Here is a 16713-nt window from a genome sequence, read left to right on the forward strand (position 1 = left end):
CCAACAATTAGCTGGAGAGGCTGTTAATGAATTTTTTTAAAAGCCTGCTACCCAAATCACTGACGTCGCGCATATTGGGGATGTTGTCCATTCTGATAATGGCTTTTCTGACGACTGGGCTGGGTCTGTTTTATAAAAATCAGCTGCTTCAGCATATTGAAGAGATACAAGACACCGCTAACATGTTGATCGAGGTTGCCGCACAAGCGGTAGAGGAAAGTGTAGTCATCGGCGATTACGATACGATCCAGAGAACCCTCGAAAAAACCTTGGCTCGCTCGCCGTTCAACTCGGCCATGTTTATTGACCTGTCAGGTGGAGTGATTCGCCTGCAGGCACCGAGTGCTCCTTTTGGAAGAGCCCCGGCGTGGATAGAGTCTCAAGTCGCTGCAAGATTATTCGATGTCAATCGTCCGATAACTATTGGGGGGAAAGATTATGGCGTGATGCGCCTGTCTTTCAATGCCGAGAAAATTGCTGCCGAACTCTATAATCTGGTAGTACAAGCTACGCTATTGGCAGTGTTTTTTCTAATTATAAGCTTGATGTTGATGGGGTTCATGATCAAGCGTTCGCTTGCCCATCTAGGCAAACTTCACTCTTATGAGGCGGAAATCGCGTCAGGCGCAGTGGCAGCAGAAGCTATGTTGGTCGCTGATGCTCCCATGGAAATACAAGAGGCTATAAAGGCAGTAAACCGTACTGCAGCGAGCATGCGCAATCACTTTGGTCAGCGCATCGAATCGTTGATGAATACCTTGGTGCAACATAAAAATGCCTTGGATGAGGTTTCAATCGTTTGCGAAGTTTCGGCCTCCGGCCGTATCACCTATGTTAACGAACGCTTCGTGACAAGCTCACAGCATTCGCGAGCAGAGCTTTTAGAGTTGACCATCGATGAAGTCTGGACAGGCATGTCTTCAGCTAATCAGCCGTGGCAGTGGGCACCTGAAAATGACGTGTGGAACGGTGAGGTCAGGCTCTCAGGTCGTGCCGGCACGGAACAATGGCATCGACGCACTATCATCCCCATTCTCGATGATGGGGGCGGCGTTGAAAAATATATTTGCATCGATATCGATATTACCGATCGCAAAGAGTTTGAGGTCGCGATTCTGGATAACTCCAGGAGGCAAAATTTGATCGCCTTGTTTGGCCAGCAGGCACTGACAGTAGAAAACATCAGTGCCTTAGGTAAACGAGTAGCATTAACCGCGGCGCATGGATTGAAATTAAGCACGGCGGCTTTATTGGTCGTTGACCGAGTGAGTCACGGGGTCATCCTCAGCGCTGAGGTTGGCTTGACCGACTTTGACATTCATGATGGCGATCATAATGACTTTTTGAACGGTATTGCTTCTTCTGTTGGGTTTAGCATTACTCCGGACGGGCCTGATGCTGTCTACAAGCTGCTCACTGGTGATACAGTGGACGCTTTCAATATTAGAAGTGGTATAGAGGTTGATATATCTTGTAGAGAGGTCTTCAAGGGCGTTCTTGGGGTTTATGCCTGCACCGATCACCCCTTTACAAGTGAAGATATCAGCTACATTCAAACACTGGCCAACCTGTTGGCAGCTGCCCTTGAAAGAGATGACGCAAAGAAAAAGCTGACCTATCTAGCCGAAAATGATTCTCTCACCCATCTGCCTAACCGCTGGTTTCTTAACAATTATTTACGCGATGCAATCAGTCGGGCAGCGTCCGCGTCAGATGCAATAAGCGTCATATTCATCGATTTGGACAGATTCAAAACCGTGAACGACACCATGGGGCATTCGGTAGGCGATGAATTGCTTATCCAGGCGAGTCGGCGCCTTGAAGATTGCATTGATGAGAACAGTATGGTTGCACGACTGGGAGGTGATGAATTCTCGATCGTGGTCACACACCATGTTTATTCTGAGCGTTTTATCAAATCGCTCGCGACCCGTGTCGTTGATGCGTTGGAGAAGCCGTTCAGCCTTCGCGGCCAGGATATATTCGTTTCAGCGAGTGTAGGTATCGCAAATTATCCGTTTGATGGGGGTGACGCTGGCGTTATCCTCAAGAATGCTGATACAGCCATGTATCACGCAAAAAAAAGTGGCCGCAATAATTTCAAGTTTTATAATTCCGAGATGAACGAAAGTGCAATCAAGCGCTTACAAACCGAAACGCTATTGCGCGGGGCGCTTGATCGCGATGAGTTTATTCTGCATTTTCAGCCAAAGGTAAGTCTCGAAAATGGCGGGATCAGTGGTTTGGAGGCGTTATTGCGGTGGCATCATCCAGTGCAAGGTCTGGTTTCTCCCGCTGATTTCATCCCTATGCTTGAGGACACTGGCCTGATAATTCCTGTAGGTGAATGGGTTATCCGGAAAGTCTGTGAAACCATAAAAAGCTGGGAAGAAAATAATCTAAGAGTGGTGCCGATCGCCATCAATCTGTCAGCCAGGCAGCTTCAGGTAAAGGGCTTGGCTAAAATCGTCAAGCACATTTTGGAAGAGTACGGCGTCGATCCTGCTCTTTTAGAATTCGAGCTTACCGAATCAGTGCTGATGATTGATCCCGAGTCGGCAGTGGAAATACTTCGAGATATAAAGTCATACGGTATCAGTCTTTCGGTCGACGATTTCGGCACTGGCTATTCCAGTTTAGCCTACTTGAAGCGATTTCCTATTGATACCTTGAAAATCGATAGGATGTTTATAAAAGATATAATGAGCAATCATGAGGATGCCGCCATCACCAGAGCGGTAATAGTATTGGCGCACGAGTTGGATCTTAAAGTAATTGCCGAAGGTGTAGAAACAAACGAGCAACTAGAACTGCTCGTCAAGCATGGCTGCGATCAAATACAGGGTTATCTTTTTAGCAAGCCTTTGCCCAGTGATGATTGTGCTGCCCTGATTAAATTGTCACATAGTTTGAATATGAGGTTTGCTGAAAATGGTTTCGCGTAACTTCACCCGCGCCTACCGAGGTGGCAACTGAAAGGTTGCCAACACCGGCAAATGATCGGATATCTCCAACGTATCATCCTGCCTCACCATCGCCTCCTGGCGCGTAATCCGTGGGCTATGGAACAGATAATCCACTGTCCGATCCGGGCTATCCCCCGTCTGACCGTTGGGATAATGCGTCAGCCATTGCGCGCGATCGACACTGCCGACCTCGGCATTGCTGGGGATCATCGGGTACTTGTCCCACAGCAGGTGCAGATCGGCGTCCGCTGAATAGCGTTGCTGTTGGTCGGGTGCCAGGCGTTGACGCTGGCCCAGTGGCAGCAGCTCGAAATCGCCGCCGATCAGCCAGGTTTCGCCATGGGCTTCCAGTTGATCGAGCTGCTGGCTGACGGCCTGCAGTTGACGCAGTTGCGTATCCCGCCCGGTGGCATAGCGATCGAGGCGCGTGTTGAGCACCGCCAGTTGACCACCGCTCTGGATCGGCAGGTAGACTTTGAGCAGCGCCCGTTGGGGCGCGAACGGCAGCTTGAAGGGATTGCCTTCGGTGCGTTGCGGCAGTTGCAGGCGTTCGGCGTGCTCGATGCGGTAGCGGCTCAGGGTCGCCAGCGTGCGGCCGACGCTGCCGAAGACGTGCGTACTCGGGTCGAAGTCGGCCTTCCACTCATAGGCCTGGGCGGAACAGGGATAGAGGTCGGCGAGGCGTTCACGGATCAAGGCCAGTTGATCCTGGTAATCGCTGGACTTGGCGCCCTTGTCCACGGCCTGCAGCAGGACCACGTCCGGTTGCTCGTCGCGGATGACGCGCGACACTTCATCAAGGTTATAGGCGAGGTCGGCGCTGGTGGCGCGATCATCCGGGCCGCGGTCGTCGGCCAGCTCGTACCAGAACACATAGCGCTTGCCGGCCAGGAACTGCACGTTCCAGGTCATCACCTTGAGGCCTTGGCCTGCGGCCAGTTCGGGGGCGCCAGCATGACACTGCACGGCGATGTTCTGCCGTGCCGGCGGTCGCCAGCTCACTGCGTGTATGGCCAAAAACACCAGCAGTATGGCCAGGGCAATCAGGATCAAGGTGTAGCGCAGCAGTCGGCTCATGGGCGAGGCAGGTCGGTCAAGATCATCTCCCGAGCATAACCGACGCTGGGGCCCGCTGCACACCCGTGCTTCACGCGGTGCTGTTGTCCAGGTCGGGTTCGGTGACCAGCATGAACAGGCGGAACATCACCACGCTGGTGAACAACTGCAAAAAACTGTTGAGGCTGTCGATGATCAGGTCCACCAGCGGGTTCTGGCCGGCGGGGTAGAGCATGCCGCTGGCGTCGTCCAGCAACCACAATGGGATCAGCGCCGCGAGGATGCAGGCCATGATCTGCCAGAAACGCCCGCGGCTCAGTTCCAGACTCTGCTTGATGGCAGCCAGCGGCGTCAGCCCGCGCAGCACCAGCAAGTACTCGGAAAACGCCAGCTTGGCCATCACCCACAACCCCGGCAGGATGAACAACGACATGCCGAGCATGATCAGCAGCGTGCTGATGGCGGCCAGCAAGGCGTAAGGCGGCCAGATCCGCAGGGCAACGGCCATCAGGTCGCGATGGCGCGGCGTGTCGCCATTGCTGCGCGCATCGAGAAACAGGATCAGCGCCCCGGTGTACAGCGGGTAGAACAGCAGCCCGACCATGACCTCGAACACGGGCGAGCCGTCCGGACCGACCAGATGCCCCACCAGTTGCCGGCCCAGCGATTCAAGCACCAGCAGCGGCAGGCACAGTTGGGCAATCGCCCACAGATTGCGTTGGGAGAAGTAAAGCGAGTCGCGCAGAACGCTGAGTGGATTCATGGGTCAAAAAATTCAGAGTCAAAGCAATTGCACACTGTAGACGATGCGCCAGAGCCCTCCAACCGCTGTCACCTGTGCAGTAAATAATCTTTCATGGGGCCGGGCTATTGAATCGGTGCCCATGCTGCCCCATTAATCCTCTGTACCCGGTTCACCGTGAACCCGGTCGGATCAATTCCGGCAATCTGACGAGGTCGCCATGAACAGCGATGAACAAACCCTGATCGATGGACTGTTTTCCCGGTTGCAACAAGCCGAAAAGGACTCAGGCCCGCGCGACGCACAGGCGCAGGAGCGGATCAAGGAACACGTGGCCGCCCAGCCGAACGTGGCCTATTACATGGCCCAGTCGATTCTGGTGCAGGAAGCGGCCATAAAGCGTCTCGATGAGCAGAACAAAAAGCTGCAGGCCGATCTGGCCCAGGCTCAAGCGCAGCTGCAGGCTCAGACCGCCCCGGCGACGAGCAGCGGCGGTGGTGGTTTCCTGTCGAGTATCTTCGGCAGCGGCTCTCGTGATTCGGCGCCTGCCGCTCCGGCGCCCTCGACCGGCGGATGGCGTGAGCCGGCGCCGCGTTATGCCGCGCCGCCGCCTCAAGCTCCGCAGCAGCAATATGCCCAGCCAGCGCCTGCGGCCGCGCCGGCGGGTGGCGGTTTCATGCGTGGCGCGCTGCAGACGGCGGCGGGCGTGGCCGGTGGGGTGATGCTCGCTGAAGGTATCAGCAGCCTGTTCCATCACAACTCCCAGCCTCAGGAAATTGTCGAGGTGTTGCAGGAGTCGCCTGCCCAGTCCAACGACTGGGGCGGTGGTGGCGGTGAAGAACAGCAACGCCTGAGCAATAACGACAGCTGGGGCAACAACGACCAGGATGGTATTGCCGACAGTGGTTACGATGATGGCGGCAGCGGCTTCTTCTCGGATGACGATGATAGTTTCGTCTGATTGATTGCCTTGTTGCACAGGACCGGCCTCTAGATGAGGCCGGTTTTTTGTGTGGGTATTGGTGTCAGGCATGCAGCCGTCTTCGCGGGCAAGCCTTGCTCCCACAGGCGTACACCGCACCATTGTGGGAGATGAGGCCGGTTTTTTGTGTGGGTATTGGTGTCGGGCATGCAGCCGTCTTCGCGGGCAAGCCTTGCTCCCACAGGCGTACACCGCACCATTGTGGGAGCAAGGCTTGCCCGCGATGAGGCCATAACAGGCGCCCGATAAAACTGCCGATACCCAGCAGCGAATTCACAGCAACCCTCCCCAGGCTGGCATACTGGCGCCTCTTTCGGGCATTGGTTGCAATGCTCGCCCCAGCGGTCAATGTTCACGAGGACGAGCGGTGAAGAGAATCGCGGTGTTCGCCGACGTACAGAACCTCTATTACACGGTGCGTCAGGCATACGGTTGCCATTTCAACTATGCCGCCCTGTGGGCCGATATCAGCCAGCACGGCGAGATCGTCGAGGCGTACGCCTATGCCATCGATCGTGGCGACAGCAAACAGCAACAGTTCCAGCAGATCCTGCGCAATCTGGGTTTCGTGGTGAAACTCAAGCCGTATATCCAGCGCAGCGACGGTTCCGCCAAAGGGGACTGGGATGTGGGCATCACCATCGATATCATGGACGCCGCGCCTCATGTCGACGAGGTGGTGCTGGCCTCGGGCGATGGTGATTTCGACCTGCTGCTCGAACGTATCATCGGCAAGCATGGGGTCAATGCGGTGGCCTACGGCGTGCCGGGGCTGACCGCCAATTCGCTGATTCGCGCCGCCAGCCGTTATGTGCCGATAGACGGCGGGCTGCTGCTGCGAAATTGAAAGCCTTGAAATTGATTCTGCTGGAGCTGTTGTGGACCGTATAGCCGTCATCGACTTTGAAACCACCGGGCTGTCGCCGGGTGCCTGCCGCGCCACCGAAATCGCCGTGGTGATGCTGGAGCGCGGGCAGATCGTCGAGCGCTATCAGAGCCTGATGAACGCTGGCGTGCCGATCCCGGCGTTCATTACCGGCCTGACCGGGATATCCACGGCCATGGTGCGCAAAGCCCCAGCTGCGGCGCAGGTGATGAACGAAGTTGCCGAGTTCGTCGGCGATGTTCCGTTGGTCGCGCACAACGCTTCGTTCGACCAGAAGTTCTGGGACTACGAGCTGGGCCTGGTGCGTCGTCGTCGCGCGCAATCGTTCGCCTGCTCGCTGTTGCTGGCGCGACGCTTGTTGCCGGCCGCTCCCGATCACAAGCTTGGCACGCTCACTCGCTGGGCCAACCTGCCGCACACCGGCCAGGCTCACCGGGCCATGGCTGACGCCGAGATGGCCGCCAACTTGCTGCAGCACCTGGCCACCGAACTGCGCCAGACCCACGGTTTGAGCAACGTCGGCCATGAACTGTTCTGCTCTTTGCAGAAAGTCCCCAAGGCGAAGATCGCCGAGGTGCTGCAAAGGCATCGCGGGTAAGTCAGCATTGATGCGGCGCACATGTACCCCAAGACACACGAAACGCAGCCTTACAGGTAAACTGCGCGCCATTGCTGAAATTTCTGACGGTAGACCCATGACATTCGCCTCCCTCGGCCTGATCGAACCCCTGTTGCGCGCCCTTGAAACCCTCGGTTATCAGACCCCTACGCCCGTCCAGGCGCAGGCGATACCCGCAGTGCTGGCCGGCCGCGACCTGATGGCGGCGGCGCAGACCGGCACCGGCAAGACCGCCGGTTTCGGTTTGCCGTTGCTGCAGCGCCTGACCCAGGAAGGCGCCGTGGTCGCGCCCAACTCGGTCCGCGCGCTGATCCTGGTGCCCACCCGCGAGCTCGCCGAGCAGGTCCACGCCAACATCGCCGAATACGCCGAACACCTGCCGCTGCGCACCTACGCGGTGTACGGCGGGGTCAGCATCAATCCGCAGATGATGAAGCTGCGCAAGGGTGTCGATCTGCTGGTGGCCACCCCTGGCCGTTTGCTCGACCTGTTTCGCCAGAACGCCGTCAAGTTTTCGCAACTGCAGACGCTGGTGCTGGATGAAGCCGACCGCATGCTCGACCTCGGGTTTTCCGAAGAGCTGCGCGATATCTACAAGGCGCTGCCGAAAAAACGCCAGACGCTGTTGTTTTCTGCGACGTTCTCCGAAGCCATCCGGGCGATGGCCGGGCAAACGCTCGACAACCCGCTGAGCATCGAAGTCAGCCCGCGCAACGTGGCTGCCAGTACGGTCAAGCAGTGGATCGTCACTGTGGATAAAAAGCGCAAGCCGGAGCTGTTCATCCACTTGCTCAAGCAGCAGCACTGGAAACAGGTGCTGGTGTTCGCCAAGACCCGCAAGGGCGTCGATGAACTGGTGGACCGCCTGCAAGGGCTGGGCATCAACGCTGATGGCATCCATGGTGACAAGCCGCAGGCCACTCGCCAGCGCGCGCTGGATCGGTTCAAGGCCAGTGAAGTACAGATTCTGGTGGCTACCGACGTCGCCGCCCGCGGGCTGGATATCGAAGAACTGCCGACAGTGGTCAACTTCGATCTGCCGATCGTTGCCGAAGACTATGTGCATCGCATCGGCCGAACCGGGCGCGCGGGTTTGAGTGGCGAGGCGATCTCGCTGGTCTGTGCCGATGAAGTGCAATTGCTGGCGGCCATTGAAGCGCTGACTCGTCAGACGTTGCGACGCATCCAGGAGCCGGATTTCGAACCCGACCACCGCGTGCCGGAAACCAGCGCCAGCGGTGAAGTGGTGAAAAAACCGAAGAAGCCGAAAAAGCCCAAGGCCAGCAGCGGCAAGCGCAACCTGGGCAAATGGGTGGATAGCGGTGACAGTGAGCCGGCGCCTGCGGCCAAGCCTGTGCGCAAAGTCCCGGTGTTCAATACCGGACCGCGCAAGCGCAAGCCTTGAGATGATATACAAGCAGTGCCGGCCGCTAAGAGGCCGGTACAGCCGCCACTCAATCTATGAGACTGGTCTCGTCGAAACGACTTGGCCTACTCCCTCAGCGTGACCACAAACCACCTCCTCATGATCCACCCCAATCGGGCTCTCGCCCCGGTGAGTCACGATGAACAACGTCGTTTGCGGGCTGATATGGGCAAGCAGATACTTCCACACCTGCGGCTCGGTCCGCACATCGAAAGAGTTGGTAGCCTCGTCCAGAAACAATACCCTCGGCCCGCGCAATAAACTGCGCACTATCGCCACCCACTGCCGTTCCCCAGCCGACAGATCCTCCATCGCCTGATCCAGCCCCAACGCTCGATTGCCGAAGCCATAGCGCCATTGATCCAGTACCCGCTGAACGTTTTCAGTGCCGATGTCCGGATGCTGCAGCGCGATATTGTCGAATACCGACCCCTTGATCCACTCCACTTGGGCGCTGAGATAGTGAATGCGTTGATGATCAATCTGATTGCCATCGATCAAGTGTTTATAGATCCGCCGCAGACAGGTGGACTTCCCTGCACCCGAAGCGCCCGTCAGCCGGATATGTTTGCCCATGCCGATATGCAGGCTGTCGTCTTGCACCTCGAATATAGCTACATCGCTGAGCAACACCCGTTTCCAGCGCTGCTGACCATGCATAAAGGGCTCATCGCCCGACTTGCGCAGCAGATCATCCAGCAGGTCATAGCCCGCGCGAATGGAAATCAGCCCGTGCTGGATATTGTTGATCGCCGACGACGCGCCAGTGATGGGCGCCAGCACCCGGTCCAGATAGACCACCAGCAAAAACAGCTGGCTGGCCACGATCGCCTGCTGCTGAATCAACCATCCCGCCCAGGCAAAGACAGCCGCGTAAGCGAAGCAGACCGCCAGCGAGAGATATGTGGCGCGAACATATTTTTGTGTGAGCAGTAGCTGATGTTGCTCCAGCGACGAATGAATCAATCCATCCAGTTGGGTCTTGAAGTAAGCGTCGGCGCCCATTTCGCGGTTGAGCTTGGAATTGGCCAGAATTTCACCGCAATACATCAGTACTTCATTGTCGCAACGGTAGGAAGTGCCCCCTAATTGCACTTCCCGTTCTCGTCCAAGGTGGGTGGCGATGTACAGGATGACTGCGGCTATCAAAAAATAAGCGATGAATGTCGGGCCGATGAACCAGTAGATAATGCCAAAGACGATAGCGATCTCTATGAGCGCCGGGAATATGATCACAAACAACCCATGCATGACCGACATGGAACCGACGTTCATCTTGCTGAGAATGGCGGTACGTTCAGAAACCTGAATCGCACTTTCCGCAAAACCGTTATTAGCCTTATAGGTCGCATTGATGCGCTGAACAATCGTGCCGCAGTATTGATAAGTGGCCGTGTACAGCAGCGGGTTGACCACCCGCCACCGTACATCGCTCAACGCCCTGCCCAGCAGCTTCAAGGCTATAAAGGCTGCAATATAAAAGGCCGGCTGTGAGTGCGGGTTGGCAATGCCCGAAATCACCTGTGCCATGGCAAGGGGGGCGAGTGCGGCAAAAATGACCGCACCCACGATGACAGCGATGCTGATCGACAGGGCGCCGAGATGATTGCGGGCGAAATCTTGAGTCAGGTCTTCATGGATTTTTTTAAGTAAGACTGAGTCGAGCACAATGGCCCCTTTTAATATATGACTTTTAATTAGGTGTACGGCGGGAGTCGAACGGCCTGTTCAGTCGAGCAGCGGTGCTGAACTTAACATCTGTGATTGAAGTGTCCAGTAGGGGGTTCTGGATTACATGTCTTGTATCAAAAAAATCACGGACTTGTAGGAAGTTTCTGATTTTGATGTAGGGGGGTTGGAAACAGCATGTTGTCGATCCATTCGACATTGAAATTGTCGACGTTCTCTGTAGCGAGGGGCTCGCCCCCAATACGTCGTGTCACTCGCATCTGTTCTGTCTGGCACACCGTAATCGGGGCAAGCCCCCTCGCTAGAGGGTTGTGTTGGCGCGAAGCCAGCTCAGAACACCCTGGGCCGCCCATCGCCCACTGGCGAAACACGCCGTCAGCAAATACCCCCCAGTCGGCGCCTCCCAATCCAGCATCTCTCCCGCACAGAACACCCCCGGCATGGCCTTTAGCATCAACCCCTCATCCAGCCCCGCAGCCATCACACCACCGGCGGTGCTGATCGCCTCATCCATGGGCCGCGCTTTCACCAGTGTCAGCGGCAGTGCCTTGATCGCCTGTGCCAATGCCTGCGGATCGGCAAAATTGTCCTTGCTGGTCAACTCTCGCAGCAAGGCCGCTTTGACCCCATCGATATGCACCTGCCTATGCAGATGCTTGGCCATCGAGTTCGCGCCCCGCGGCCTGCCCAGCAGGCTGGCGATTTTATCCACAGCCATACTGGGCAGCAGATCGATGTGCACAGTCGCCGCACCGTCAAGGTTGATCGCCTCGCGGATAGCCGACGACAGCGCATAAATCAGGCTGCCTTCGATACCGGTCGCGGTGATCACGCACTCGCCTAAACGCATTGAATCGCCAGCCAAGCCTATAGCGACGTTCTTCAGCGGCGCTCCGGCGAACTTGTCCACAAGCAGCGGGGTCCAGGCGACCACATCGAAGCCGCAGTTGGCGGCCTGCAAAGGGGCGACCTGTACGCCCTGGGTCTGCAACCATGGCAGCCACGCGCCGTCGGAGCCGAGCCGCGCCCAACTGCCACCACCCAGCGCCAGCACCACAGCGCGTGGCCGCAGCGCCAGCTCGCCCTGTGGATAACTGATCTGCAGCGCCCCATCGGCCGACCATCCCTGCCAGCGATGTCGGGTGTGGATAACTACTCCCGCATCGCGCAGGCGCTTGAGCCAGGCGCGCAGCAGGGGCGCGGCTTTCATGTCCGTGGGGAACACCCGGCCGGAAGTGCCGACGAAGGTCTCGATCCCCAGCCCATGAATCCAGCCCCGCACTGCATCGGCATCGAAAGCCCGCAGCCACGAAGCGACCCAATCCGACTGCCCGCCATAGCGGCCGACGAACGCCGGGTAGCTTTCGGAATGGGTAATATTCATGCCGCCCACGCCGGCCAGCAGGAACTTGCGCCCCACCGATGGCATGCCGTCGTACAGGTCGACGGGTACCCCGGCCTGGCTGAGGACTTCGGCCGCCATCAGGCCGGCGGGGCCGCCGCCGATGATGGCGACGCGAGAGGAGGACGGGGCAGAAGTCATGGCGCGCAGGTATCGGCTGGAAATAGCCGGGCATTCTACCTCAGCCATCCGGGGGAAGTGGCTGTACAAAAAACGTACAGCACTCTCTGGGCCTTGCCCTGCTTGGGCGTAGTGGCCTTGCGCTCAGGTTATCCACAGGCCGTTCCACAGCCAATGTGAGTAACTAATTGTTTTCCCAAACCCTTTTGGCGCTGTGGTGGAGGATGCCGTGGCGCCGCGCCAGCGCTTCGCGGTCCTTGCTGTAGCCGCCGCCGATTACTGCCATGACCGGAATATCGCGGCCCAGGCAGTGGCGCAGGACCCGCTCGTCGCGCGCGGCCACCCCTTCATCGGTCAGTTTCAAGTAGCCCAGGGCATCGTCCTTGTGCACATCCACACCGGCATCGTACAGCACCAGGTCCGGCTGATACAGCGGCAGCAGGTAGTTGAGCGCGTCATCGACCACCTGCAGGTACTCGGTGTCGCCCATGCCCATGGCCAAGGGGATATCCCAGTCGCTTTGCGCCTTGCGCGCGGGGAAATTTTTTTCGCAGTGCAGCGACACGGTGATGGCCTCGGGGGTGTCGGCGAGAATCCGCGCGGTGCCATCGCCCTGGTGCACGTCGCAATCGAAAATCAGCACCCTGGAGACTTTGCCTGCCGCCAGCAGGTAGCGGCTGATGACTGCCAAGTCATTGAAAATACAGAAACCCGCCGGGTAATCGTAATGCGCGTGGTGGGTGCCGCCGGCCAGGTGACAGGCCATGCCATGGGCCAGCGCTTGCTCGGCGGTCAGCAGCGAGCCGCCCACGGCGCGTACCGTTCGTCGTGCCAGCGCTTCGCTCCAAGGCAACCCGAGGCGCCGCTGGTCTTCGCGGGACAACTCGCCACTCATGTATCGCTCTATATACTCAGGCGCATGGGCGAGGGCGAGGATCTCGGCCGGGCACAACGGCGGACGCAGCAAGTCCTCATCGCGGGTCACGCCGCTGGCGATCAGGTGATCGTGCAGCAAGCGAAACTTGTCCATGGGAAAACGGTGATCGGGCGGGAAGTCCGGGCTGTAATCTTCGTGGTAAATAAGGGGCAGGTGCATGGGCGCGTCGATTGGCGAGGATGACCCATCTTGCCAGCAGCACGGCGCTCGCGACCAGCCCCGTTCGGATCAACCAGGCACCACAGGGAGGGGATGATGGCGATTACAGAGCTCGAAAGCGCGCGCCTGCTGATGCGTCAGTGGCGCGATGCCGACCTTGATACCTTTGCCGACATGTGCGCGGATGAACGGGTGATGAAGTACTTTCCCGGCACGCTCAGCCGCCTCGAAAGCGCGGGCGTGATCGGGCGTATCCGTGGACATTTCGCCGAATTCGGCTTTGGCCTGTGGGCGCTGGAGCGCAAGGATACCGGCGCCTTCATCGGCTTTACCGGGCTAAGCACCGTGAGCTTCGACGCGCATTTCACCCCGGCAGTGGAGATTGGCTGGCGCCTGGCCTACGACCATTGGGGCCTGGGGTTCGCCAGCGAAGCAGCCTGGACCGCGCTGCGTTGCGGTTTCGGCAAGCTGGAGCTGGAGGAGGTCGTCGCGTTTACCGCCGAACTCAACGTGCCATCGGAGAAAGTCATGCAGGCAATCGGCATGCGCCGCGATGCCGACGACGATTTCGACCACCCCGCGCTGGCCGAGGGGCACCCGTTGCAGCGGCAACGCTTGTACCGTATCACCCGCGAGCAGTGGCAGGCGACACTCTGAGTGTGGTTGGCCACTGCCATCGTTCACCCTGTATGATTTCCCTCTTGAATTCGCTGTTGGAGTGAGACATGAGCCATGTGCTGGAAGATCTGGTCGACATGCTGTCGCTGGAGCCTGTTGAAGAAAGCATCTTCCGTGGTCGCAGTCAGGACCTGGGGTTTCGCCAGTTGTTCGGTGGCCAGGTGCTGGGTCAATCGCTGTCGGCGGCCACTCAAACGGTAGATCCCGAGCGCCAGGTGCACTCGCTGCATGGCTACTTTCTGCGCCCCGGCGATGCTTCGCTGCCGGTGGTCTACATGACCGACAAGGTCCGTGATGGCGGCAGTTTCAGTACTCGGCGGGTGACCGCCGTGCAGAAGGGCAAGCCGATCTTCTTCTGCTCGGCGTCGTTCCAGAGCGCCGAGGAGGGCTTCAACCATCAGGCGCAGATGCCCGAGGTGGTGGGGCCGGACAACCTGCCCACCGAGCTGGACATGATGCATCAGGTCGCGCACTTGATCCCCGAGCACATGCGCGAAAAACTGCTGTGCGCCAAGCCCATCGAGGTGCGCCCGGTCACTGAGCGCGATCCCTATAACCCCAAGCCCGGCGACCCACTCAAATACGTGTGGTTCCGCGCTGATGGCGCGTTGCCGGACACCGCGGCGCTGCACAAATACATCCTCGCCTACGCCTCGGATTTCAACCTGCTGACCACCTCGTTGCTGCCCCACGGCAAATCGGTGTGGCACCGCGACATGCAGCTCGCCAGCCTCGATCATGCGCTGTGGTTCCACGGTCCGCTGCGCGCGGACGAATGGCTGCTGTATGCCATGGACAGCCCGTGGGCCGGCAATGGCCGCGGTTTCGCCCGTGGCAGCATCTATAACCAGGCGGGCCAGTTGGTGGCCTCATCCGCGCAGGAAGGCTTGATTCGTCATCGCGAGGATTGGTCATGAGTCTGGCCGATGTGCGCCACTGGGTGTTCGACATGGACGGCACCCTGACCATCGCCGTGCACGACTTCGCGGCCATTCGCCAGGCCCTGGCGATCCCTGCCGAGGACGACATTCTCACCCACCTGGCGGCGTTGCCGGCCGAAGAGGGCCGCGCCAAGCACGCCTGGTTGCTGGAGCACGAGCGCGAACTGGCCGTAGCCTCGCAACCGGCGCAGGGTGCGGTGGCACTGGTGCGCGAGCTGGCCGCGCAGGGTTGCCGGTTAGGCATTTTGACCCGCAATGCCCGCGAGTTGGCACACATCACCCTGGCGGCGATCGGCCTGGACGAATGCTTCCCGGTGGCCGATATCATCGGCCGTGACGAGGCGCTGCCCAAGCCCGATCCAGATGGCCTGTTGCAGCTGGCGAGCCACTGGGGCGTGGCACCGAGCGAGATGGTGATGGTGGGTGATTATCGCTTCGACCTGGACTGCGGTCGCGCTGCCGGCGCGCGCACGGTGCTGGTCAATGTCCCGCAAAACCCCTGGCCGGAATTGACCGACTGGCATGCTGAAGATTGCCACGCGCTGGCGCGGTTGATCTCTCGGTAGCGAGGGGCATGCCCCCTCGCTGCAGTCGGCGCTGATGCCATGTAAATAAATTAACCAGTCGGAACATTCCGTCATGTTTCGGCAATAATCATTTTCACTTCGCCCGCTTAATCCCGCCCCTCGGTGTCTCTATCATGCCGCGCACCAGAGCCCTCCCTGCGACGGCTTGTCACATGATTTGTCTAAAGAGACCTATGCCTACTTTTGCCCCTCGTTCCCTGATGCCCTCCAGTCTGGTCGCCGGCCTGTCCCTGAGCGCGCTGTTGATCAGCCCAGGTGCATCCGCTGCCGATGACGACTTTTACACCCGGCCCTACATGACCGGTGATTGGGGTGGCGAGCGTCAAAAGCTTGAAGATGAAGGCGTCAAGCTCAGCGCCGACTACGTCTCGGAAACCTTCAACAATCTGCATGGCGGTATCAAGCGCAGTACCCGCTACGCCCAGCAGGTCCGCATGGGCGCACGCTTTGACCTGAGCAAGTTGCTGGATACGCCGAACGCCGGTGTCGTACAGGTGACCATCAATGATCGCCGCGGCAACAGCGCTTCTGACGATTTGGTGGGCAACCGTCTGGCTGTACAGGAAACTGCCGGCTACAACTACACCCGTATGACCGAACTGAGCTACGCCCGCTCCTTGTTCACTCCGGACCTGGAAGCCAAAGTCGGTTATATGGCGATGGGCAACGATTTCGGCGGCATGGGCATCCTCACCAGCTTTGTCAGCGCCGGTTTCTGCGCGCACCCGTTGTCGATGTCCGGTGGTAGCGGCTGGGGCAACTACCCGAACGCGCATTGGGGCGCCGAGCTCAAGTATCAGCTGACGCCGGAGTGGATGGTGCAGGCTGCGATCTTCCAGGTCGATGCGGCCAGCAACAGCCAATCGCGCTATGCATGGACCATGAAGTCCTACGGCGCCACCGGTAATATCCTGCCGATCGAGGCGGTGTATACCTACCGCGGCGCGCTTGAAGGCCAGTACAAGTTCGGCTGGTACTACGACACGTCCAATACCACGCGTATCGGCAGCAGCCATGAAAACAGTGGCCGTAGCGGCGCCTATGTATTGGCCGACCAGACCGTGTGGCGTGACAGCGGTGATTCGACGCGCAATCTGCACGTGTTCGCTCAGGCCACGCAGACCGACAAGGCGACGTCGCCGTTCAGTCACTGGTACTCGGCCGGCGTGGTGCTGCACAAGACCTTCGCCAACCGCGAGCACGACACCCTGGGCTTCGCTTACGGCCGCGCGGTGCTGAACCCGCGGACCCGCGACGTGCAGGAGCAGCAGGCCGCCGACCTGGCCCGCGCCAACAATATCGACAACCTCGATAGCGGCGAGCAACTGCTGGAAGCCAGCTACGGCGCGCAGATCACCCCTTGGCTGCTGGTGCGCCCGGATGTGCAATACGTGATCGAACCCGGGGCGTTTTACGGCACCCATCAAGGCAACGCGCTGCTGGTGGGGTTGCAGGTCAAAGCGACGTTCTAGGTTGGGTCATTGATATCTGCGGTCGCAGGGCGGTCCTTTTCGCGGGCAAGC

14 protein-coding genes are annotated in these 16713 nt (G+C 58.8%); 9 read left to right on the top strand and 5 right to left on the bottom strand.

Features of this window, described 5'->3' with window-relative positions; all coding sequences use genetic code 11:
• Positions 1 to 26 precede the first annotated feature (26 nt).
• Entirely contained in the window at positions 27 to 2945 is a 2919-nt protein-coding gene (locus LIX93_RS22860; RefSeq protein WP_226506340.1) for an EAL domain-containing protein, read from the top strand.
• A 12-nt stretch (positions 2946 to 2957) separates the two neighbouring features.
• On the opposite strand, the gene LIX93_RS22865 is transcribed toward LIX93_RS22860, so the two are convergent.
• On the bottom strand, positions 2958 to 4043 hold the full coding sequence (locus tag LIX93_RS22865) for an endonuclease/exonuclease/phosphatase family protein (RefSeq protein WP_226506341.1): 1086 nt from the start codon (positions 4041 to 4043) through the stop codon (positions 2958 to 2960).
• A 70-nt stretch (positions 4044 to 4113) separates the two neighbouring features.
• Positions 4114 to 4785, bottom strand: coding sequence for a YciC family protein (locus tag LIX93_RS22870; protein WP_226506342.1), 672 nt, complete (start codon positions 4783 to 4785; stop codon positions 4114 to 4116).
• A 199-nt stretch (positions 4786 to 4984) separates the two neighbouring features.
• Here LIX93_RS22870 and LIX93_RS22875 point away from each other — a divergent pair, with 199 nt between their 5' ends.
• From LIX93_RS22875 to LIX93_RS22890, 4 genes are all read left to right on the top strand, one after another.
• The gene (locus LIX93_RS22875; RefSeq protein ID WP_226506343.1) at positions 4985 to 5725 is read left to right on the top strand and encodes a DUF2076 domain-containing protein; all 741 of its coding nucleotides are present in this window, start codon (positions 4985 to 4987) and stop codon (positions 5723 to 5725) included.
• Positions 5726 to 6113: 388 nt separating this feature from the next.
• Positions 6114 to 6593, top strand: coding sequence for an NYN domain-containing protein (locus tag LIX93_RS22880; protein WP_226506344.1), 480 nt, complete (start codon positions 6114 to 6116; stop codon positions 6591 to 6593).
• A 31-nt stretch (positions 6594 to 6624) separates the two neighbouring features.
• Positions 6625 to 7230, top strand: a complete 606-nt coding sequence (locus tag LIX93_RS22885) for a 3'-5' exonuclease (protein ID WP_226506345.1) — start codon at positions 6625 to 6627, stop codon at positions 7228 to 7230.
• A 97-nt stretch (positions 7231 to 7327) separates the two neighbouring features.
• Entirely contained in the window at positions 7328 to 8656 is a 1329-nt protein-coding gene (locus LIX93_RS22890; protein ID WP_226506346.1) for a DEAD/DEAH box helicase, read from the top strand.
• Positions 8657 to 8710: 54 nt separating this feature from the next.
• Here the strand turns inward: LIX93_RS22890 and LIX93_RS29755 are convergent, their stop codons facing one another.
• From LIX93_RS29755 to LIX93_RS22905, 3 genes are all read right to left on the bottom strand, one after another.
• Complete coding sequence (locus LIX93_RS29755; protein ID WP_226506347.1) at positions 8711 to 10345, bottom strand: ATP-binding cassette domain-containing protein; 1635 nt, start codon at positions 10343 to 10345, stop codon at positions 8711 to 8713.
• A gap of 322 nt (positions 10346 to 10667) precedes the next feature.
• Positions 10668 to 11909, bottom strand: coding sequence for a TIGR03862 family flavoprotein (locus LIX93_RS22900; RefSeq protein ID WP_226506348.1), 1242 nt, complete (start codon positions 11907 to 11909; stop codon positions 10668 to 10670).
• Positions 11910 to 12072: 163 nt separating this feature from the next.
• The gene (locus tag LIX93_RS22905) at positions 12073 to 12984 is read right to left on the bottom strand and encodes a histone deacetylase (protein WP_226506349.1); all 912 of its coding nucleotides are present in this window, start codon (positions 12982 to 12984) and stop codon (positions 12073 to 12075) included.
• Positions 12985 to 13077: 93 nt separating this feature from the next.
• Between LIX93_RS22905 and LIX93_RS22910 the strand changes: the two genes are divergently transcribed.
• The 4 genes from LIX93_RS22910 (at position 13078) to LIX93_RS22925 (ending at position 16662) form a co-directional block, all read left to right on the top strand.
• Positions 13078 to 13641, top strand: coding sequence for a GNAT family N-acetyltransferase (locus tag LIX93_RS22910; protein ID WP_226506350.1), 564 nt, complete (start codon positions 13078 to 13080; stop codon positions 13639 to 13641).
• Between the two features lie 68 nt (positions 13642 to 13709).
• Positions 13710 to 14579 (top strand): acyl-CoA thioesterase II, encoded by an 870-nt coding sequence (gene tesB, locus LIX93_RS22915; RefSeq protein WP_226506351.1) that lies wholly within the window; start codon positions 13710 to 13712, stop codon positions 14577 to 14579.
• Positions 14576 to 15169 carry an HAD family hydrolase gene (locus LIX93_RS22920; protein ID WP_226506352.1) on the top strand — a complete coding sequence of 198 codons (594 nt, stop codon included), beginning with the start codon at positions 14576 to 14578 and terminating at the stop codon, positions 15167 to 15169. Before tesB ends, LIX93_RS22920 begins: the two co-directional genes overlap by 4 nt.
• Before the next feature lie 221 nt (positions 15170 to 15390).
• On the top strand, positions 15391 to 16662 hold the full coding sequence (locus tag LIX93_RS22925) for a carbohydrate porin (RefSeq protein ID WP_226506477.1): 1272 nt from the start codon (positions 15391 to 15393) through the stop codon (positions 16660 to 16662).
• The last annotated feature ends 51 nt before the right edge of the window (positions 16663 to 16713 follow it).

The organism is Pseudomonas sp. MWU16-30317 (genome assembly GCF_020515695.1).
Classification (GTDB): Bacteria; Pseudomonadota; Gammaproteobacteria; order Pseudomonadales; family Pseudomonadaceae; genus Aquipseudomonas.